19 protein-coding genes are annotated in these 20,920 nt (G+C 27.7%); 14 read left to right on the top strand and 5 right to left on the bottom strand.

The window, feature by feature from the left end:
* Nucleotides 1-44: 44 nt before the first annotated feature.
* Together MBOVPG45_RS01745 and MBOVPG45_RS01740 are read left to right on the top strand one after the other, a co-directional pair.
* Nucleotides 45-1,010, top strand: a complete 966-nt coding sequence (locus tag MBOVPG45_RS01745; protein WP_041309115.1) for an ECF transporter S component — start codon at nt 45-47, stop codon at nt 1,008-1,010.
* 21 nt (nt 1,011-1,031) lie between these two features.
* Nucleotides 1,032-1,451, top strand: coding sequence for a transcription antitermination protein NusB (locus MBOVPG45_RS01740; protein ID WP_013456487.1), 420 nt, complete (start codon nt 1,032-1,034; stop codon nt 1,449-1,451).
* A 106-nt stretch (nt 1,452-1,557) separates the two neighbouring features.
* On the opposite strand, the gene MBOVPG45_RS01735 is transcribed toward MBOVPG45_RS01740, so the two are convergent.
* Nucleotides 1,558-2,160, bottom strand: a complete 603-nt coding sequence (locus MBOVPG45_RS01735; protein WP_013456406.1) for an FMN-dependent NADH-azoreductase — start codon at nt 2,158-2,160, stop codon at nt 1,558-1,560.
* 307 nt (nt 2,161-2,467) lie between these two features.
* On the opposite strand from MBOVPG45_RS01735, the gene MBOVPG45_RS01730 reads away from it, so the two are divergent.
* The 5 genes from MBOVPG45_RS01730 to MBOVPG45_RS01710 are packed head-to-tail and all read left to right on the top strand — an operon-like array spanning nt 2,468 to nt 7,970.
* Entirely contained in the window at nt 2,468-2,740 is a 273-nt protein-coding gene (locus MBOVPG45_RS01730; RefSeq protein WP_013456586.1) for an HPr family phosphocarrier protein, read from the top strand.
* Between the two features lie 26 nt (nt 2,741-2,766).
* Nucleotides 2,767-3,702 (top strand): ABC transporter permease subunit, encoded by a 936-nt coding sequence (locus tag MBOVPG45_RS01725; protein ID WP_013456330.1) that lies wholly within the window; start codon nt 2,767-2,769, stop codon nt 3,700-3,702.
* A complete protein-coding gene (locus MBOVPG45_RS01720) occupies nt 3,703-4,821 on the top strand; it encodes an ABC transporter permease subunit (RefSeq protein ID WP_013456230.1) in 1,119 nt (372 codons plus the stop codon).
* Nucleotides 4,822-4,824: 3 nt separating this feature from the next.
* Nucleotides 4,825-7,047: an OppA family ABC transporter substrate-binding lipoprotein gene (locus MBOVPG45_RS01715; RefSeq protein WP_013456190.1), complete on the top strand. Its 2,223-nt coding sequence runs from the start codon at nt 4,825-4,827 to the stop codon at nt 7,045-7,047.
* A gap of 29 nt (nt 7,048-7,076) precedes the next feature.
* Nucleotides 7,077-7,970 (top strand): nucleotidyltransferase, encoded by an 894-nt coding sequence (locus MBOVPG45_RS01710; protein ID WP_013456074.1) that lies wholly within the window; start codon nt 7,077-7,079, stop codon nt 7,968-7,970.
* Nucleotides 7,971-8,019: 49 nt separating this feature from the next.
* Here the strand turns inward: MBOVPG45_RS01710 and MBOVPG45_RS01705 are convergent, their stop codons facing one another.
* Nucleotides 8,020-8,688, bottom strand: a complete 669-nt coding sequence (locus MBOVPG45_RS01705) for an MAG4740 family lipoprotein (RefSeq protein WP_013456523.1) — start codon at nt 8,686-8,688, stop codon at nt 8,020-8,022.
* A 537-nt stretch (nt 8,689-9,225) separates the two neighbouring features.
* Here MBOVPG45_RS01705 and infC point away from each other — a divergent pair.
* The 3 genes from infC to rplT are packed head-to-tail and all read left to right on the top strand — an operon-like array spanning nt 9,226 to nt 10,378.
* Nucleotides 9,226-9,834, top strand: coding sequence for a translation initiation factor IF-3 (gene infC, locus MBOVPG45_RS01700; protein ID WP_013456602.1), 609 nt, complete (start codon nt 9,226-9,228; stop codon nt 9,832-9,834).
* A complete protein-coding gene (rpmI, locus tag MBOVPG45_RS01695; RefSeq protein WP_013456480.1) occupies nt 9,815-10,003 on the top strand; it encodes a 50S ribosomal protein L35 in 189 nt (62 codons plus the stop codon). Before infC ends, rpmI begins: the two co-directional genes overlap by 20 nt.
* 24 nt (nt 10,004-10,027) lie before the next feature.
* Nucleotides 10,028-10,378 (top strand): 50S ribosomal protein L20, encoded by a 351-nt coding sequence (gene rplT, locus MBOVPG45_RS01690; RefSeq protein WP_004023890.1) that lies wholly within the window; start codon nt 10,028-10,030, stop codon nt 10,376-10,378.
* Nucleotides 10,379-10,449: 71 nt separating this feature from the next.
* Here rplT and MBOVPG45_RS01685 read toward each other — a convergent pair whose 3' ends face one another.
* The 3 genes from MBOVPG45_RS01685 to MBOVPG45_RS01675 form a co-directional block, all read right to left on the bottom strand.
* On the bottom strand, nt 10,450-13,869 hold the full coding sequence (locus MBOVPG45_RS01685) for a DEAD/DEAH box helicase (RefSeq protein WP_013456289.1): 3,420 nt from the start codon (nt 13,867-13,869) through the stop codon (nt 10,450-10,452).
* Nucleotides 13,870-14,087: 218 nt separating this feature from the next.
* Nucleotides 14,088-14,741: a hypothetical protein gene (locus MBOVPG45_RS01680; protein WP_013456435.1), complete on the bottom strand. Its 654-nt coding sequence runs from the start codon at nt 14,739-14,741 to the stop codon at nt 14,088-14,090.
* A 50-nt stretch (nt 14,742-14,791) separates the two neighbouring features.
* Nucleotides 14,792-15,550, bottom strand: coding sequence for a phosphotransferase family protein (locus MBOVPG45_RS01675; protein ID WP_013456247.1), 759 nt, complete (start codon nt 15,548-15,550; stop codon nt 14,792-14,794).
* Between the two features lie 76 nt (nt 15,551-15,626).
* Here MBOVPG45_RS01675 and lepA point away from each other — a divergent pair, with 76 nt between their 5' ends.
* The 4 genes from lepA (at nt 15,627) to MBOVPG45_RS01655 (ending at nt 20,629) form a co-directional block, all read left to right on the top strand.
* Nucleotides 15,627-17,420, top strand: coding sequence for a translation elongation factor 4 (lepA, locus tag MBOVPG45_RS01670; RefSeq protein WP_013456549.1), 1,794 nt, complete (start codon nt 15,627-15,629; stop codon nt 17,418-17,420).
* Between the two features lie 75 nt (nt 17,421-17,495).
* Nucleotides 17,496-18,947, top strand: coding sequence for a phosphotransferase (locus MBOVPG45_RS01665; protein WP_013456251.1), 1,452 nt, complete (start codon nt 17,496-17,498; stop codon nt 18,945-18,947).
* Between the two features lie 83 nt (nt 18,948-19,030).
* Nucleotides 19,031-19,762 (top strand): nitroreductase, encoded by a 732-nt coding sequence (locus tag MBOVPG45_RS01660; RefSeq protein WP_013456375.1) that lies wholly within the window; start codon nt 19,031-19,033, stop codon nt 19,760-19,762.
* Between the two features lie 72 nt (nt 19,763-19,834).
* A complete protein-coding gene (locus tag MBOVPG45_RS01655) occupies nt 19,835-20,629 on the top strand; it encodes an alpha/beta fold hydrolase (protein WP_013456045.1) in 795 nt (264 codons plus the stop codon).
* The last annotated feature ends 291 nt before the right edge of the window (nt 20,630-20,920 follow it).

Raw genomic sequence — 20,920 nt, 5'->3', positions numbered from 1 at the left:
AGTATTATTATACAAATTAAATAATGTGGTATTATAAATTCATTATGGAGGGTATATATAGTAGCAAAGAATTAAAACCAGTTACAAATACAACTGGTTTACTTATTGATAGCACCGAAAATAAGAAAGAAAGTAATAATTTTTTAACAAACATTAGGGCTCTTTTTGAAAAGCCTTTTCGCTTCACGGTTATGGAGCTTGCTATCTCAGGATTGTGCATTAGTTTGTTTTTGGTAACATCAACAATTTTGCACTTTATGGGTTTAAGTAAAATTTTTAAGGCTGAAATTTTATTTTGTATTCTGTACGGAATAGTTCTTGGACCAATTAAAGGGGCTTTTTTAGGGATAATAGCTGATGTTCTTTCATTGCTATTAACAGGGAGAATTGGCTTATGATATTGGACATATCAGCTGGTGCCCGGTATCATAGCATTTCTCAGTGCAATTTATTTTGCTTTATTTAAATCATCAGTTATAGCCCGTATTGTAATCCCATTTGTAGTTATTTTTTCTGCGATGGCTATAATGATTTACATTTACACTCAAAGAGTTGTTAAGCTTCCTAATGGTGATACAGGGATTAGCTTTAGCAACAGCATAAAGCCAAGGCCGTTGGATAGGGAAACTAAGTATCCTTATCTGATATCGCTGATCGGTATGATCATATATCTGTTTTTTTCACTAATTACAGTAGTAGCTATAATTTCATTTTATGTTAAGAGTAAAAATCCAAAGTTTTTAGATTACTTATTAATTTTTAGCATAGTTACATTTATTCAAGTTGTCTATCGTTGAATTTTTGGGCCAATTCTTTATATTCAATATCGCAATTACATAGATAATAAAAATTGATCATACGCAGACAAATATCTAACATTTGCCATTCCTATCGTTGTAAAATCAATGATAAATATTCCAATATACACAGTGGTTTTAAGCGCAATTTACCCAGTAATAAACTTGCTTTGTAATAAATATATTGGTGAAAGAAACAAAGTTTCATATTAGTTTTTTGAAAGAAGTTAAAACATGAAGTCAAGAAGAAATTATCGCTTGGGAATAATCAGCGTTATCTATAAATATGAACTTTTGGGCGAAAAACTTTCATCAGATCAGATTTTTTCTGAAGAAAGCGATATTGACAATGAACAATTTAAACAATTAGAACTTATAAGTTTAAATTATGATTACTATCAAAAAACTATTTTAAAGTTTTTGAATCAAAATACCGCATGGACTAAGCTTCCCGCTTTAGTTAGAGCCATTTTAATCAATACAACACACGAGCTATTTTCAATTACCCCTAAGGTTGTGATAAATGAAGCTGTTGAAATAACAAAGTATTTTTATGATACAGAATCAAACTTTTATAAGTTAGTTAATGCTATTGTTCAAAATATATATAAATACTTTGTTATTAATGAAGCAATTAAGCAAGATGAAAAATAACAATTAAAAATGCTAATCTAAAAAATTAGCATTTTTGTTTCTTGTTTTCTTTCAAAATTTCCTATAAAACAGGCTTAAACAGCCATAAACTCTTTGCTATACAACACTAGTATTTTTCAACTAATTCTTCAATTTCGCCTTCTAATTCAGCTAAAATATCATTGAAGCTCATTTTATTTTTAGGAGCAACTTTTGTTCCATCAATCAACAATGAATTAACTTTTTTAGCACCTAGAAATCTAAATGTACCTTTTAAGTTTCTAACATGATCTCCAAATAAATATCAGCCTTTTGGTGCACCTTGAGTTGCTACAATTATGACTCTAAGTTTGTCAATTAACCCTCTTGATGCTCCTTTTGTTACATATTTATATGTAAATGATTTATCAGCAACACAAATTGAATCAATGAAGTTTTTAAGTGCACCTGAGTAGTTAAAATTAATCATTGGCGTTGAAATAATTAAAATATCTGTTTCTTTAAGCTTATCAATTCAATAATCAGATTCAGTTTCTGTTCAAAATGTTGGCTTAGATTGCACAGTAAGTGAATTATTTGCAAAAGGAGTATTATTTAAGTCAACTAGAGTAAATTCACTGTTAGGATATTTTTTTCTCAATAATTCAGCAACTTTAATGTTTGCTGCTGAGGATAATGACGGATTGTTTGGTGAAGCTATAATAGAAAGAATTTTTTTTGGTTTTGCCATTTATAAACCTCCGAGTTTAATTTATATACCAATTATATAAGGTTTTATTTATCAAAATAACATTGCTTTAAATTTAATTTAGATTTCAGTGTATTTTCATAACATTTATTTTATTAACAAGAATTTACAAAAATACATAACTATCTTTTACCAATTAAATTGTTTTATAGGTATAAACAAAAAATATGTGTGTAAATATTTACACTATATTATTTCGGCCTATTAATTTATTATAAAAGACACGGCACTTAATTTTGTGTATAATTTAACATATTATTTTTGAAAAACAAATAGCAGGAGCATTATTATGAAGGAACTAACAGCTACAGTGATCGACCCTATTGGCTTACACGCTAGACCAGCTAGTTATATAACTGCAGAAGCTTCAAAATACAAATGTGATATTCTTATTACAAATAATAAAAGCAACAGAACAGCCAATTTAAAGTCATTAATGAATGTTCTAACACTAGGCGTTAAGCAAAATGACTCAATTACAATCAAATTTAATGGAGATGACGAAGAAGTTGCATCTGTAGGAATCTTAGAAGTTCTAAGAGACAACAAAATTATTAAGTAGTTAATCTTCATTGTAGAAAGATTGCAATGAATTTTTACAAATATGCATTTAAAAAAATACTTTTTGCCTTGTTAGGTATTTTTCTTATAACGCTATTTTTTTATGTACTTTTATCGCAATTCATTATTAATGATAAATTTAACAGTGAGCCTTTAAGCAAGCATTTTTTTGCCTTCTTAGGTTCTATTTTTTCTAATTTTGGACAGGTTTATAATTCTAGTAGCTTTAATAGTGCATTAGAGTACTTTGGATACTATTTTAAATATAGCCTACTTTTTGAATCTATTACATTCATTTTAAGTATTATTTTTGGATATTTATTAGGTATATTGTTAGCTTATAAAAATGGAAAAATAAGCGATGCCATAATAAGTTTGCTTATTTTTGTCTTTGCTTCAATTCCAGTTTTCGTTTTAGCTCCACTAATGATCATTTTAGCTGAATATACAGACTTGCCAGTTAATTTTGTTCCCATTGATTCTCTAAATGCTGGCTATATGCTATTGTCGCTAGTTCTTCCAATTTCAATTATTTTAATAGTTACTGTTTCATTTTTTGCTATTGTGGTCAAAAATGCAATGCTTAATATACTAAGCAAGGATTACATAAAGGTGTTAAAAACTATGGGACTAAGTAACAACAAAGTCTTTTTTATAGGTGTTTTTAAAAATTTAATTATTGAAACAATAAACAGGATGCTTGCAGTCTTAGTATTTATTATCAGCCTAGGAATTGTTATGGAAAGAATATTTCAGATCCCGGGGCAAAGCCTAATACTAACTTCAGCTTTTACAAATGGTGAAATAAATGTTTTGATGTGTTTAGTTTTTTATAAAGCTTTTGTAATATTTTTATTTTCAGCTATTACTGAGATTATTTATGACGTATTAAGCGTGGAAAATAATTTTAACTATCATATAAAATTCAGAAGGCCAGCAAAAGTAGTAAAGGGAGAAATTTAGATGGATAATAAAGACAACTTGCTTTTAAATAAAGAATCTAAAAACTCCTTTGTGCTATCAAAGCATAAAAAAGAGATTGCAAAAATAATAAATTATAAAAGTTCCTTTCAACTTTTTTGAAGTAGGTTCTTTTCTAAAAAAATTAATTACTTTTGACTAGCGATTTTTATATCTTTTATCTTGATGATAATTTGTATTTCTTCTATAGCTTTTTTACTTAATTATTCACCACATAAACCGGTTTTAGATAGCGATTTATCAGCAAATCTTCCTAATTACTATAGTCCTGTTGTTAGTAGAAAGTTTTTCACCGACAGCCCTATTTTGAAGATAATAAGGGAAAATAATGAGTTACACAGCGGAATAATTAAATCTTCATTAAATGTTAATGACTATGTAATTTTAGACTATGATCCATATGCTTTGATAAAGTCACTATCTGGCAAAAACTATTACTTTTTATTTGGCACTAATACTCTAAAAATTGACAGATTTTCCTTTTTTGTATACTCATTTTTAGTTACTATAGCGCTTTCATTAACTGCAATATTTTTGCAATATTTATTAGGAACATTTTTAGGTTCTATTATTGGATTTTATTCAAATAAAATGTCTAGCAAAATTAGTTATTATATTTTTAGTTCAATAAACATTTTTCCATTTTTAATAATCAATATAATATTTTTCAAAATTCTTGGATATAGTTTTGTTAATGCAGTGATTATTTTGAGTATTTTTGGTTCTATAAGCTTTTTCTACATTGCATATGCCAATACACTAGATCTTAAAAATAAAGAATTTATTTTTGCATATCGCTCATTTGGTGCATCATCATCATGAATACTTATGCATATAGTATTTGTTGAAAATTTGTGACTAAATATAACGTTAATTTCTGATAATCTATCACTAAATATGCTTGTTTTAGCAGCACTGTCATTCTTTAACATAAAAAATGTTGAAGAATCACTAAATATTGGTAATGTTTTTAAGGATTTAGTGACCGATTTAACAAATATTAGCTATACAATCTTTGTAGTTTTAATTACAAGTCTATTTATTATAGTCAACAAGATTTTTAGCATAATAATGTATAGAACATCAAGGGTAAGGGAGTAGCATATGAGAAAAAAAATAATATCGCTTTTGCCTGTTTGCACACTTCCTGCCTTAGCAATTAGTTGTAATATTAGAAATGATAGAAGTAGATTTGAATATATTAAGTCATTTAATAATCCAAGTTATATCAATAGCAGCATAACTAATAAAAATAAGTTTATTGAAACAGATCACGACTCATTGCTTAGTGCCCCATTAATTAGATGAAAAACATCTGGAAAAGCAAAATTTGACAACATTAATAAAAAATTTTTTAGTGTGACTAATAAATATTTGCATTTTGAATTAGCAAAAAAAATTACAATTACACTTTTAAATGGAAAAGTTGTTGAATATGACAAGGATTCTATTGCTCCTTATTCAAAACTTAGTGATAAGGGAATTGTTAGGGTAGTGTCTAATGAAGCAAGCAATATTAACAATCCTTTATTCATTGAGCACTTAAAGAATGCTAAAAAAGTTGAATTTACACTTAAAAACAATGTTTATTTTGTTGACAAAAAAGGCGATAAAACAGACTTTTTGGTAAAAAATGATCATTTTTGAAATTCATATAATTACAAAAATAATTTTGCTGAATTACAGAGCATTACAGATGATTATGACATTGCAAAAATAGATAAAGATAGTCCGCTTACATTTATTAACAGTAAAACTGATAAAAGCAAATTAGACCTATTTGTAACTAAAGTGCTAACAAATAATATGCTATTTAGTCCGTTATACTCACAAGAAGTTAATGAATCTAATGCTTTATTTGCTAGTCCATATGTGCTTAATACTTATGGAATTGATAAAGCAGTATATTTAAAAAATAATTTTTATGCAAACGAATCATTTGCTAATGATGATAGAGCTCTTAAAAAAATAATACTAAAATTTAATCCAGTGCCTATTGATGAACCCACTTATAGACTTCAATCATACAATGCTTATAGACAAAATTTAATTTCTGAAGCCAGCTACAATTTGTTCAATGATGTTCAAAAAGAAGATATTGAAAACAATCCTAAAATATATGGATTGTCATTTGCTTTTTCAAACAAAAGCAATTCTAATGTAAATAAATACTTTTATAACCAAAACATAAATCAAGATTTAGAAGCAAATGATGCATTTTCCAAATTAGTCTTCAATGTCTATAAAAAAGACTTGAGCAGCAAAAGTTTTGTTAATTTTTACTCTCCTAGAATGTTGACATTTTTTAACATTATAAATAATTTATTAAACCAATATATAGCAACCAAAGTGCTAGGCAATAATACATATTGAAATTCTTTTATGTCTCAGTCTCTTTATTTTGATACAAATCATAATGAAGATGATAGTCTTTTCACATTAATTAATGACATCAATAGAATAAGATTTAGCTATTATGATAATGACAAATTCAATACAAACATTATTGAATTAAGCGACTTTTTAAATAACAAAGCTGATTTAATAAGCGATTCATATCAAAAAGACAAGATTTTAGATATAAATGAGCAATTAAAAACCAGCAACTGACAAATGTTTAAGAACATAATGAAAAACTTATTAGATAAATTTTATTCTGAAAATAAAGATTTATCTGGTCAGGAAATTAAATGGATAATTCCTGTTTTTAGTCCAAAAACATTAAGAATTGATAATTACTACAAAAAGCTTGTTATGTTTATAAATAAGTTGGACAGTAGATTAAAACCAAGTTACAAATATGTTGATAAGAATTCAAAAAACTATATGTACTCGTATAACTCATATGAGTTAGTAAATAATACATTTGCCGAAAATTTGGTTGCCTTAATGAATTTAGAAAATTCATCTATTTTGACCAATATTGCTGTTTTAAAGCACAATTATGAGAATAAAAGTTCAAAACCACATTATTATGAAGACATTATGAAGATTGATAATGTTATCAATCAAATAATAAATAAGAACTGAAGTTCTGTAGTATTAAATGATAAAAATGTTAATAATTTAAATTCAATTTTAAAGACATATTCACTGAACTTCAAGAATTTTAAATCCAAATTGATTGAAGCAATAAATTCAAAATTTAACAAAACTGAGCAATTTTCGTTGCTTAGATCAATTGATGATTTGTTATTAATAAGACAAAATGAAACAAATTATTTATTCATTAATGACTATGAAAAAATAATAGTGCAATACTTTTATACAAAACCACTAAATGATTCAGGTTTTACATACTATCAGGATATTACTGTTTTTAACTAAAATTGTCAATTTATAGGCAGAAAGGAAAAATGTCAGTTGGTATTGTAGTTGAGTACAACCCTTTTCACAATGGACATATTAGACAAATTAATTGGATAAAAAATAATTTTCCAAATGAAAAAATTATTGTTGTGATGAGCGATAAATATACCCAAAGAGGCGAGTTAGCTGTTGCTTCTTTTTCAAAGCGAGCTAAAATAGCTAAAAAATATGGTGTTGATAAAGTGCTAAAACTTAGCTTTGAAGAAACTGTGCAAGCCGCACATATTTTTGCACATAATGCAATCATGAAGCTCTATAAAAAAGGCAAAATAGATAAACTTGTTTTTGGTTCAGAGACAAATAATGTTGACTTGATGATTACAATTGCAAAAGGAATTAAAGAGAAAGAAAAAGAGTTTTTTGAGTTAGTTAAAAAATATCAAAAGAGTGAAAAAATTAGCTTCCCTAAAGCATCTGCAATGGCTATAAATTCGTTATTTGGGCATAATTTTACTATGCCTAATGATATTTTGGCTTTTGAATATATAAAAATCATTGTAAACAATAATTTACCAATTGTTCCTTATGCTATTGAAAGAAATATTCATTATCACTCTGATGAAACTAATGATATATACGCTTCGGCATCATTATTAAGAAAAATGATCTATGCTAATGAAGACATTTCGTATTATTCTCCAATGATATTTAAGAAAATGCCTAAACAAACAGCTGATCTTTATTCCTTATTTCAAAAGAAAGTAATTAAAAACAAGGATAAAATTAAAAATATCCCGGTTGTTTCCGAAGGTTTAGAGAATCTAATAGTAAAATGAGTTAATGAGCCTTCATATAATTTGTTTATAGAAAAGTGCACATCTAAAAGGTATACATCATCCAGAATAAAACGAATTATTGCTTGAGTGTTGGAAAAATTATAAAACCTATAGCCTGTAAAATAGCGCTATAGGTTTTTGTTATCTATTTTAATTAGCTTTTTACTAATTTTAAAAGTGTTGGTCAGTTTTCTTTTAATAAATCTCCATAAGCAAAAACTTTATTGCCTTCACTTTTGACTTTTTCACTGTTTAAGCTTTCTTTAAATGTTTTAAGAGCTTTTTCTAGTTTCTCAACATCTTTTTTATGCGATGTTTGCTTCTTTTGAGCAACTTCTTTATATTTTGATTCAAAAATATTAAATTCATCCGATAATACTGCAAGCTTAAATTTGTCAACAAATGATGCTAATTCTTTTTTATATTTTTTGTTCAAGGCCTCTTGTTGTTCTTTTTTCAAATTCTTAGTGTCTTCATGATTTGGCGCTTTAGGCTCACTTTTTTTCATATCATGTAAAAGCTTATAATCATTTGCACTAAAGACACTTAAAAGTTCTTTTTTAATTTCAAAGTCAGCTTTATCATTGCCAAAAATTCATTTGTTAATTTCGTCTTCTAACTTAAGCGCTTGTTTTAATGATTCAGGATGATCCTTGTCAAAAATTTTTTTAATTTGACTTAGTGTTTTGTCTCTAACTTGCTCATTAAAATTTTTGGCATCTTCATTTTTATATTTATCTAATTTTCCACATTGTGCTGATGCAAACACCAATGGCACTGATAAACCACCAGCTATAAATGAATTGAGTAATTTTCTATTCATAAAAGCTCCTTTTTTCCCTATAATTGAGTATCATATACCAAAAATCATAATTGCTATGCTTTATTAATAAATTTCTTATTCAAAAGCAAAAAATTAAGCAAAAATTAGCGTAATCAGCAAGCATTATAAAACGTATATTTGAAAACTATTATTATAAACATTAAAAAATTTGCAATGAACAAGTGTGAATTTCTGTCTATGTTAGAGCTTTTAAAGTTTTAATTTTTTGTAAAATAAAATTAAATTTTAGTTGTCAAAAACATAAGAATTTATAGCAGTAAATATATATATTTTTTGCCTTGTCAAATTATAATGTTTATGTTAAAATACTATAGCAATATTTAATTGCAGAAGTAGATTAAATTCTCACCTGATGGCCATAGCCTTGGGTTCTAGCTACAATTAAAAATATCAATGATGTTTTTTGTAGATAGAAGTGATGAGAATCACTTTATTTTTATGTTTTAATTTTTATCAAAAAGCTAAGGAGCAGTTATACAAAACATCAAGAAAATAAAAAAGCCTGAACAAGAGCATATGATTAATGAAAATATTCCATTTCAAAAAGTGTTCTTGATTGGTGCTGATGGTGAAAAAATAGGTGTTAAAAATACCTTTGAAGCCATTGAAATAGCCAAAGACAGCAAGTTAGACTTAGTTTTAATTGCTGTTGAGCCAAAGCCTATTGCTAGAATTTTAGATTACGGTAAATTTAAATATGAACGTAAAAAGAAGCAAAAGGCTGCTAAAGAAAAACAAACAATAATTCAAAATCGCCAAATTAGATTAACAGCTATGACTGGTGATCATGATTTAAAAACTAAAGCTAGAAAAGCATTTGAGTTCTTATTAGATGGCGACAGAATCAAGGTTAGTTTGAAATTTAGAGGGCGTGAAATCACTAGACCTGAATTAGGCTACACTATGATGAATAAATTTTATGAATTAGTAGAAGCAGTAGCTGAAAAAACAAAAGAACCTGAAATAATTGGCGAACGTTTTCTTGATATGTATCTCCAACCTAATAAGGTCAAAGTTAATAAGTATAAAAGAGAACATAATATAGTTGAAGAAAAGTCAGCAGAGTCAAATTCAAATGAAACTGATGACAAAAAAGGAGCAAAAGATGCCAAAGATGAAGACTAAAAGCGCTCTTAAAAAAAGAATTAAAGTAACAGCAACTGGCAAAGTTATGCGTGAACAAGCATATCGTTCACATTTAGCCCAAAATAAAACCACAAAACAAAAACGTCAATCTCGTAAATCTGCGCAAATGCACAGTTCTGATCTTAAGAGATTTAAGGCATTAATTTAATAATTTTATTAAGAAGGTAATATTATGAGAGTAAAAGGTGGAACCGTTACAAGAGCTAGAAGAAAGAAATGAATAAAGCTAGCTAAGGGTTATTTTGGACACAAATCAATAGGTTATAAAGTTGCTAAACAAGCTGTTGTAAAGTCTTGAACATATGCTTTTAGAGACCGTAAACAAGTTAAAAGAGACTATAGAAAATTATGAATTTCACGTATAAGTGCTGCTGTTAGATTGGAAGGCTTATCATATTCAAAATTTATTAATGGTCTTAAAAAATCAAACATTACTATCAACCGTAAAATGTTATCAGAACTAGCTATTAATGAGCCTCAAGTATTTTCACAATTAATTGCAATCGCTCGTGATTCTGAATAATTACTAAACAGATAGACTATCCTATCTGTTTTTTGTTACTTTTGCCAAAAAAGCAGGGGCATTCCCTGCTTTTAGTTCTTTTGTTCAATAACTGCTGTATCGATTATTACTTCTTTACTTAAAATTTGTTCTCATTTTTTAACATTATCTTCAAATGATTCGTTACTTTCGCTATCATCCTGACTATTATCATCTTCAGTACTTTGGGTATTTATTAACTCTGTGTTAGTTGCTGAATCGTAGTTATTATTACTGCTACGACTTGTTCTATGTTCAGAAGTTTGAATGCCTAATTGGTCTGTTTTATAGGCTTCAGCACTTAATGAAGTAAAGATATTATCATCATTATAAAGCTCATCATTAGACACAACATAACTTTCAATGTATTGGATTATTTCATCATAAATTGCATCTTTTTCAAATGTTCAGGTCAAACTATTAATTAAATGTACATTATATTTTTTACTTTTTATGAATTTATATAAATCCTTTTGTAATACATATTTTTCAACATCATTTTGGTATTCATACTTATCTATAATAAAGCACATAATGTTTTTGTTTTTATGCTTAAGAATGTAGTCAATTTTAAGTGTCCCAATTGATTCATTAGTAGAAAGAGTTAGGCTATCATAATCTTTAATTAACTCATTAATTGAGCTCTCTAGTTCAATTTCAAAATCAGATTTTGATACTTCTGCACCTATATTTGCCTTGTTTTGAACTAAATAATCATTTGAAACAAACTCTTGCTTACTTTTAGGATCTAACTCTAAGAACTCTAATCATTTTTTAAATATATATACATCTTCATTACCAGTTAACACACTTACATCGCTTGCATTAAGACTTTTAAGAATAATCATCTTGTCTTTTGCTCTAGATATAGCTACATTTAATGCATTTTTTCCGCCCGGACGTCCAACGTATGTTGAGTGAAATAGCACACTATTATCATAAGCAATTGAAACAATAACTAAGTCAGCTTCATCACCTTGAATATTCTCTATATTTCTCAAAAGTAGCCTTCCATCAATTATTGCTTTTTCTAATTCAGATTCTTCTCTAAATATCTTAGTAGTTATATAGTCCTGTTGTTTAGCATTAAAACAAAGCAAAATTATTTTATTGTATTTGTCTAAGTTTTCATTAGCAACTTTTATTGCTAAATTCGCTTCTATTTCATTTTTGTTTTCTTCTCAGATTCCATTAGCATTAATGACTTCAATTGAATCATAATTATTTGTATTTAAATTCGAGTTGACAACATCTAGTGAGCTATTATAAAAATGTTTACTACTAAAAGTCATTAGCGAGGCATAATTTGAACGATAATTTTTGTCTAATAAAACATTATAAACACCTACACCTTTGGCAAAATCAAGCATAGAATCAACCTTACCAAAAATGGTTTCTTCATCATTTACTCTAATACCAAATCAGTTGCTAGGCTTCATTTGTTGATCGTCACCAGCCAAAATCTTGATTTTAGATAAATATAAAACGGGTAAGCCTTTTTCTATAAAAATTTGACTAGATTCATCAAGTATTCCATAGTCCAATTCGCTTTTATTTCATGCTGATAGGTCAGCTTCCGGTGTAACAATTAATATTGGAAACAGCTTCTTTATCATATTTGAAAAGCGTTTCATAAACTTATATGGTTCAATTATTGCAAGCCTTGCTGTTGCAGCAAATTCAGTATACTCAGCTTTTTCATCCTCATTAAAACGCATAATTGAATTAATTATATTTTTTGTAATGAAGCGTCTTAGTTCATTTTTGTCACTAGTTTGAGCCTGGTCAAAGTTAGGCAAAATGCACAATAGGTTACTAATGTAGTCAAAATCAGCTGAACTAAGATTTCCTTTTAGTCGTACTATTTCATCTAAATTGCCTGTAAAATTGTTGAATTCGTCAAATAACTGTTTCGAAAGTTTGCTAATTAATCAATAATTTTTCTTATATATTTTAAGGCTTAAATTATTCTCTTTAAGCATAAATTTTCTAAGCTCTCAAGCACTAGAAAACTTAAACTTCATTGGATATTTAATATCTGTAGGCAATTGAGTAATTTTAGTTCATATTTCACTTGTAAAATCTGAGCCTGCCTTTTTAATTGGACTAATTAGCTTAACAGCACTGTTAAATCTTTTGTCATTTGAAGCCATTTGTATGTTATTAACAAAATCAATTTCTTCATTTGTTATTACTCTAAGTGGTTTTAAGTCATCAATTTCTTCGTAGTTTTCTAAGTAATCTAAATACTCTTTTATAGGCTCATAAAACGATTTTCTGTTCATATTTTTAGAATTAAGCATAAAAAGACAGAAAATTTTCAAGTCGCCCATTCTGTTTCTAATAACTTCCAAGGCAGCCTTTTTTTGTGAGCAAACTATAGCTGTTTTTGAATAAACCAAAACATTGGTTAATATATTAACTATAGTCTGGCTCTTTCCCGTTCCTGGTGGGCCTCAAATAATTGTGTTTTGATTAAGGGCGCTAGCTATAGCTCTATCTTGCGAGTAGTTAGTTGCTGCTATTTTAAATAGGCTAGTTTTTGGATTGAATAAAACGTCATTTATCCTTTTTTTATAGATATTTTTGTTGAATTCAACCTGCAATATTTTATTAAGTTCATTGTTGTTAATTATTTCTAGCATTCTGTTTCTTATATAACCACCAGAAGGCTGAAATAGACCTAGAACTACACCGCCTAAAAATTGTAATGATTCGTTAATAATTTCTTCAGCAGTAAAAGAAGCAAATTCAGAATTTAAGTTAACTTTAAGCTCATAAATCTGTCCTCAAACTTCATGCAAACTCTTTATTAATTCTTTAATGCTTCAGTCACCATAATTTTCAGTAACTTCTAAATCGAAACCAGCATTATTTAATAAAAATAATAATTTTTCATTAGGCTTAATGTCTCCATTAGAAATTAAAAATGGTCTAGCGTTTCTTATTTCTAAATATACTTCCTTAAAAAATAAAGGAGCATAAACACTCTTACCTTCTATAGAAACCCGGACAAATAAGAATCCTAAATGCATCGGTCATATATTAGTTTCAGCATTTATTTCATTAGCTTTATTCAAAAACAGTTTTCACTTTAATGCTTGCCTTTGAAAATTTGCTCTTATCTCGTTAATTATTTTGTTCTTAGTAAAAACAAAATCTTTCCTAAGTTGATTTAGTTTTTGCTGACTTAATACATAATTATTTTCTTCTAAAATTGATATAGTTTCATCGGCATTATCACTTTGTTCTAAAAGCTGACAAATTCTAATTAAATTCACTTCTAAAATAGGTATATCGAAGTTTTTATTTGAATAAATTAAATCAAAGGCTTCAGGCCCAAATAAAGAATAAAAATCAAAACAATACTTGTTGTTAACCTTTGTAAATATCGCTTGGTCAGATGGATTAACATCCAAAAGATTACTTAAAATGCTTTGGTATTGCTTGGTTTTATTGTTCTTATTTTCCATAATTTGTCCTTTAAGTATTTATTAATCATAATTATATAATTCTAAAAATACATTCGCTTGAATTTGTGAATTCTTTTGTTTTGTTTTTGCTTTAATTTTTTGCATTACTTAAACATAAAATTGACTAATATTGCTGTTTTACAGCAAAATAAAAAACAAAACTTAATGTTTTGTTCTTATAAAGTTATTTTTTAGATTGCTTTAACTTAAATATAAAACTATTGCATTTCTAGGGTTTGCACTCTTAGGTTACTATTTACTCTTTTAACTGTAGCTAGTTCAACACAAATTAAAATTGTTTGAGCCAAAATAACTCCTGTTAGTATCCAAATTAATCATTTGTTTACAAAAATAATAAATTTACTTTCAATTGCAACTTTTAATGATGTTTTATCTATAACTGGTCCAAAATAAAGTAAACCATATAACACACCTGCTGTTACAAATAGTAATAGTGATATTAATGCGTATAAAATAAATACTTTACCTTTAAATAGATTAAATACGCAATATACAATAAACACATATAAAAGCCATGCAACTGATAAAATTAAGAAAAGCTGTGAGCCAACAAATGCCATAATTATTAAAATGATGTCTGATATTCCTAATTTAGATCAATCTGATGATAAAATTGAGAAATACGTTTTATAAAAATTAACGAAAATTCCGCTTGTGTTGCCATCAATGCCTACAAAATTCTTTTTGATGTTATTTGCAGTTAGATTTACAAATCTTATGATTCATACATTTGAATCAGCCATTTTTGCAAGAAAAACATAAGCTATTAATGGAGCTGCAGACATTAATAAAAATATTGTTAGTAAAATAAACCCTTTTATTCTCAGCTTAACTTCTTTTTGCTTTCTCATATGTCTCCTATTATACTGGTATACTGCTTTTTAGCAATTATTTTCATGGACTAAAATCCTCTAAGTTGGCTTAGTTCTTTATCATATTTGTAAAGTCTTTTTTCATACATTTCTGTTGAAAATGGCTTTTCATCTTGTGAGTAGACTCACAAAATAACTAAATAATTTACTAGCATCTTATGTCTTATCAAAAATAGTTCATCATATTCACCATAAGCGTCTAAAAAAACTTTTTCTTGCTCTTTACTTAAATTTGCGCTCTCTATAAAGTATGCTAACTCAAAAAGTGGATCGCCCATGGTTGCATACTCTCAGTCACAAATATACAATTTTTCCGTTTCATCCTGTAAAACAAGGTTAGAAGTCCATAAGTCATTATGACATGGAATATCGGTTCTCATGTTACTTAGTGTTTTGTTAACATTACGATAAAAGTCGTTCAAGGCCTTTATATTTACATTTTTTTCACTTAAAATCTTACGATACTTTTTTACCCTAGCAGCGTGATTAGAAGGCGGAAACTTAAGCTTTGAATGATGAATAGTATATAAGTATTTTGCAATTTTAATTAAATTTTCATTGCTTAATTTTGGCTCATCGCCTTTAATAAATTCCCATTCAACTTTCATTTCATCATTATTAATTAATTTAGGTACAAAGTCAAAAATTGACAATATTTTATAGTCAATTTTATGATTAAATCCTGTATAAATTTTTTCCTGAACAAAATTTCCGTTAAGTAAATACGAAATATTAGTATGTCCTTTGTTAATAAATTGTTTCTCTTTAAAGCTTCCTTGATAATCCATAATTTATAACTATACTATATAATTAATTTATTTAATAGTATTTTAATTCTTAATTTTTTTAAATGATGGTAATAATATGGACAAGAGCAAAATAAGAAATTTTTCAATAATAGCGCACATAGATCATGGTAAAAGTACGCTTGCAGATAGAATTTTAGAACTAACAAACACAGTAGCTGCTAGAGATCTAGAAGAGCAATTTTTAGACCAAATGGATTTAGAAAGAGAAAGAGGAATCACCATTAAGCTTAATGCTGTGCAAATTAAATATAAAGATTACACATTTCACTTAATTGATACTCCTGGGCATGTTGACTTTACATATGAAGTTTCTAGATCATTAGCAGCTTCTGAAGGGGCTTTATTGCTCGTGGATGCTACACAAGGTATTGAGGCTCAAACTCTTGCTAATGTTTATCTTGCTTTAGAAAATAATTTAGAAATTATTCCAATTATTAACAAAATTGACCTTCCATCAGCAAACATTGAAAAAACTAAAGAAGAAATTGAAAATATTATCGGTATTCCAGCCAATAATGCTGTATGTGTTAGTGCAAAAACAGGCTTAAATTGTGAAAAAGTTCTTGATGCAATTGTTGATTATGTTCCTGCGCCTGTTGATGCTGATGATAACAAACCTCTAAAGGCATTAATTTTTGATTCATATTTTGATGAGTATCGTGGTGTTATTATGCTTATTAGAGTATTCCAAGGCAAGTTAAAAGTTGGTGATGACTTCAAATTTATGTCAAATACTGCTCAATACGATGTTATTGAACTAGGCGTAAGAAATCCTAAAGAAACTAAGAAAGAATACCTAGAAGCTGGTGAAGTAGGATATGTTGCAGCCACAATTAGAGATGCAAAGGAAGTTCATGTGGGTGATACTATAACCTTGGTTGAAAATCCAGCATTGGAACCTCTTCCAGGATACAAACGTAAAAAACCTGTACTCTTTACAGGATTTTATCCTATTGATACTAGAGACTATGCCGAACTTAAAAAGAGCTTAGACAAAATTTCTCTTAGCGACAGTTCGCTAACTTGAGAACAAGAAACTTCAAAAGCTCTTGGATTTGGCTTTAGAGTTGGCTTTTTAGGAATGCTTCATATGGATGTTATTCAAGAGCGTTTAAATAGAGAGTATAAAGTTGGAATTATTGCAACTAGTCCAAGCGTTGAATATAAAGTTGTTAAAACTAATGGCTCATTTGAAATGATTTCTAACCCTTCGCTTATGCCAGATCGTACTTATATAGATCACATTGAAGAACCTTATATTGAAGCAACAATTATCTTGCCAAATGAATACATTGGTAATATTATGGACTTGTGCCAAAACAAACGTGGCATTTATAAGTCATTAGACTATATTGATGATTCTAGAAGCAGGTTAGTTTATGAAATGCCTTTAGGTGAAATAGTTTTTGACTTTTTTGATAAAATGAAAAGCTTAAGTAAAGGATATGCTTCCTTTGAATATGACTTAATAGGCTATAAAACAAGTGATTTGGTTAAAGTTGATATTTTATTAAATGGCGATAAAATTGATGCTTTCTCAATTATTACACATAAAGATTCAGCTTATGAAAAGTCAAGAGATTTAACTAAAAGATTAAAAGATGCTATTCCTAGACAGAACTTTGAGGTGCCTGTACAAGCTACTATTGGTGGAAAAATTATTGCCCGTGAAACAATTAAAGCGTTTAGAAAAGATGTAACTCACAAGCTTCATGCTTCTGATATAAGTAGATACAAGAAGCTTTTAGAAAAACAAAAAGCCGGAAAGAAAAAAATGAAGATGCTGGGTTCTGTTGAAGTGCCGCAAGAAGCTTTCTTGGATATTTTGAAAACAAATGTCGACAAATAAACTGCAATGTTTTTGCAGTTTTTATTTACTTAATGTAGCAATTCATTAATTTGCTTTTTATATAATTAAATTACTATGAATGAATATGAATTTTTAAGGTCTAAAGTTGATAATGATTTGCTTAGCAAGCTTTCTAACATAGAATTTTATTATAAGGGTTTTCATAACTATACTTTTAAAGTGAAATATGAAGGGCAAACTTGTCAACTGAGAATTCCTATTTCTGATTTAGTGGATCACTCAATTGAATCATTATTTATGGATAAGATGCCAGGCGTTTATTACTACAAAAAAGGCATATTGGTAAGAAAATGATTTGAAGGTAAAACGTTAGAAAAAGTTAATTTAACCCTTGAAGTACAAAAAGCTGTTATAGACAAAATTAAAGAGTTTCATAAAATTAAAGTTGACTTGCCTGCTATTGATCTTTTTTACTATGGTAAAGGCACTAAGAAATATCAAAAGTATGTAGAACAATATGCAAATACTGGATCTGATGCTACTTGCCATTGTGATTTGAACCTTAAAAATGTTTTAATAAATGAAAACAATGATGTTGAATTAATTGACTTTGAGTGAGTTAGAAAATCAAACCCGCTTTTTGATGCAATGTCACTTATTCATATGAATTTTGATCTTTCATTAGTTAAAAAAGAGTTTAATATTACCCAAAAACAGTATAAAGATGCCTTATATGTATGCAATGAATTTTCAAAAATGTCCTATGAACATATTTACAAAGATTTACTCCTAGATGATAATAAAATTCAACTTCATGATGGATATACGAATCTATCTTATGTCAAAAACGATTTATTTATTCAAGTAAAGCAAAAGAACGGCTTTAATCATTTGAATAAATTAGAAAAATTTAGTAACCTTGGCATAACAGAAAATGTGATTTATGAGGATGATGAAATAATAGTACGTCACTTTGTTAATAAAATACCAATAGACTTTCAAAACAACCTCATTCGCTTCAAAATTGCTAAGAAAATTGCAAATTTACATAATTCAAAAATAAAGCTTATTAAAAATAAAATTTCTAAAAGAATTGCTTTGTATTACAAAAAAAATAAAGACCATAAGCTTTTTAATCAAACATTTAGCGAGCAAGTTAAAAGCAAGGTGTTGCTTGCTTCAAAATATTTAAAAAATGATGTTCCTAGCCACAATGATCTTAATCGAGAAAACATATTACTAGCCAATAACAATGAAATAATGTTTATTGACCTTGAATATTCATCAATGAATACTAGATATTTTGATATTGCTTATCACTGCAGCGATCTAGATTACTCAATTGAAGATGAAAAAGCATTTATTAATGAATATCTTAAGTATGCTAACTTTGACTTTGACTACGATGAATACTATGCAACAAAAGCTATAGTTTGCTTATATGGAATAAGTTGATCACTAACATATAATCCTGATTTTGAGTTTTCATGGTTAGCAAAACATATACTTAATAATATGATCTATGTTGATAAATTTATAGAAAAACACTATAAAACAGCCTCTTAGAAAAATGTCTTTAAAATTTCATATCATTTACAAATTAGCACATTACATCTCTTATTTAATATAATTTATATAAAGAGGTAAATATGGATTTCATCACAAAAATCAAAAACAGATATTCAGTTAGAAGCTTTGACGCTGATAAAAAAATTCCAGAACACGACTATAAAAAAATTATTGATGTAGTTAATTCAGCTCCCACATCATCAAATTGACACTCATCTAGTGTCATAATAATTAAAGATCGTCAATTATTAGAAAAGATTTCAGAATTTAGGCCTTTTACAAAACACTTAAAGGATGCTCAATTTTTTATGGTTTTTGTGGCGGATTTTAACAGAATGAATCTTGCGCAAAAAGCATTTCCAGAATACAAATATGACAATAATTCATCTGAAGCATATACAGTTGCTGTTGGCGATGCATATATTCAAGCCACAATGGCTCAGGATGTTGCTGTAGAATTAGGCTTATCAACCTGTTTTATAGGCGGAACCAGAGTTATGGTGCAATATCTTATTGACATATTGGGTATTAAAGGCCAAGCATTTCCAGTAGTTGGATTAGCTGTTGGCTATGAAAAGGACAGTGGTACTGTAAGACCAAAAATGAACAGAGTCTTTGAAGATAAATATGACTATGAAAGAATTAAAAAAGATGTTGTTGAGTATGATAAAACATTAGTTGAATTCTTTGAAAAAACTTCGCCTGATAAAAAGGCTTGATCATATCAAGAAGCCACAGTTAAATCTGCATCTGGATATGCATTTGATACAAAACTAATTGAAAGTATTTGAGATTTAAAATTACAAAAATAATTACATAAATACACTAATTTTTATATAGCTATTATCTAATAGCTATTATTATTTTGATTATTGAGGATTAATATGAAAAAAATCATTTATGACTATAATGTAGTTTTTAAAGACAATGGTAATGATAATGAAAATATAATTTTTTGTCACGGTTTTAACTCTTCGCCTAAAACCTTTAAGTTATTTGAACAATATTGAACAAAGTCTAATTATTATGCACTCCAGTTTCCGGGAAATAATAATGTTATGCCAATTAATGACCATGAAGTTTCGGTGTATCAATTTGCTAAATTAGTGATTGAATTCGTTGAAAAAAATAATCTAAAAAATGTTACATTAATAGGTCATTCAATGGGTGGAGGTACAATTAGTTTAGCATATAAATTAAGACCAGATTTATTTAAAAAAATGGTTTATATTGCACCTATGAATAAGACATCATTAGCTCTAGCTGATGAATACAGAAATGATTATTTTCCTAAAACATTTGATGACTTTTTAGTATTTTTAAAGTCTTTGTATTATGACATAAGTACATTTACATCTAACAAGTTGTGAATGGAAAATGCAAGGAAAAATTTTAATCCAAATGACTATAACAATGAAACTATAGTTAAGCTTGGTGAATCTCTTCCGGTTTTGGAATTACATAACAAAATTGAAGAAGGCTTAAATGCAATAACTGTACCAACTATTTTGATTTTAGGCGAAAAAGATGGTGTTATAAGAAGAGAAGAGTGCTTAGAATACTTTAAAGAGCATGTTAAAGGCATAGAGACTACTTTTATTCCTAAAACTGGCCATATGATGTTTGAGGAAAACTGGCCAGAATTTATCAAAATTCTAGAAACTTTTTTAACTAAATAAAATAAAGGCAGGGCTTTTATTTTTTTATGCTTTTTAGAAACTAACAGCATACTAAATTTAGAATTTCTAATATAATTGCTAAATCTTCAATTTACCTTAAGGAAATATCATAATAACAATGAAATATAAAAGTTATACCCCATAATACTATACAAAATGTCGCATTTTGAACAATGTAGACATTTTTTTATTTATTTTTCTGACAAAGACTTAAAAAATGCTGCTAATGTCATCATAAAAAAATTAATTTTATTTATTTCTCTATTTAAATTTTGTGTTATAATATAGTTA

Origin of the sequence: Mycoplasmopsis bovis PG45, assembly GCF_000183385.1 — a bacterium.
GTDB classification, from domain to species: domain Bacteria; phylum Bacillota_I; class Bacilli_A; order Mycoplasmatales; family Metamycoplasmataceae; genus Mycoplasmopsis; species Mycoplasmopsis bovis.
The sequence above is the reverse complement of the archived record's forward strand: the minus strand, read 5'-3'. Positions and strand labels throughout refer to the sequence as shown.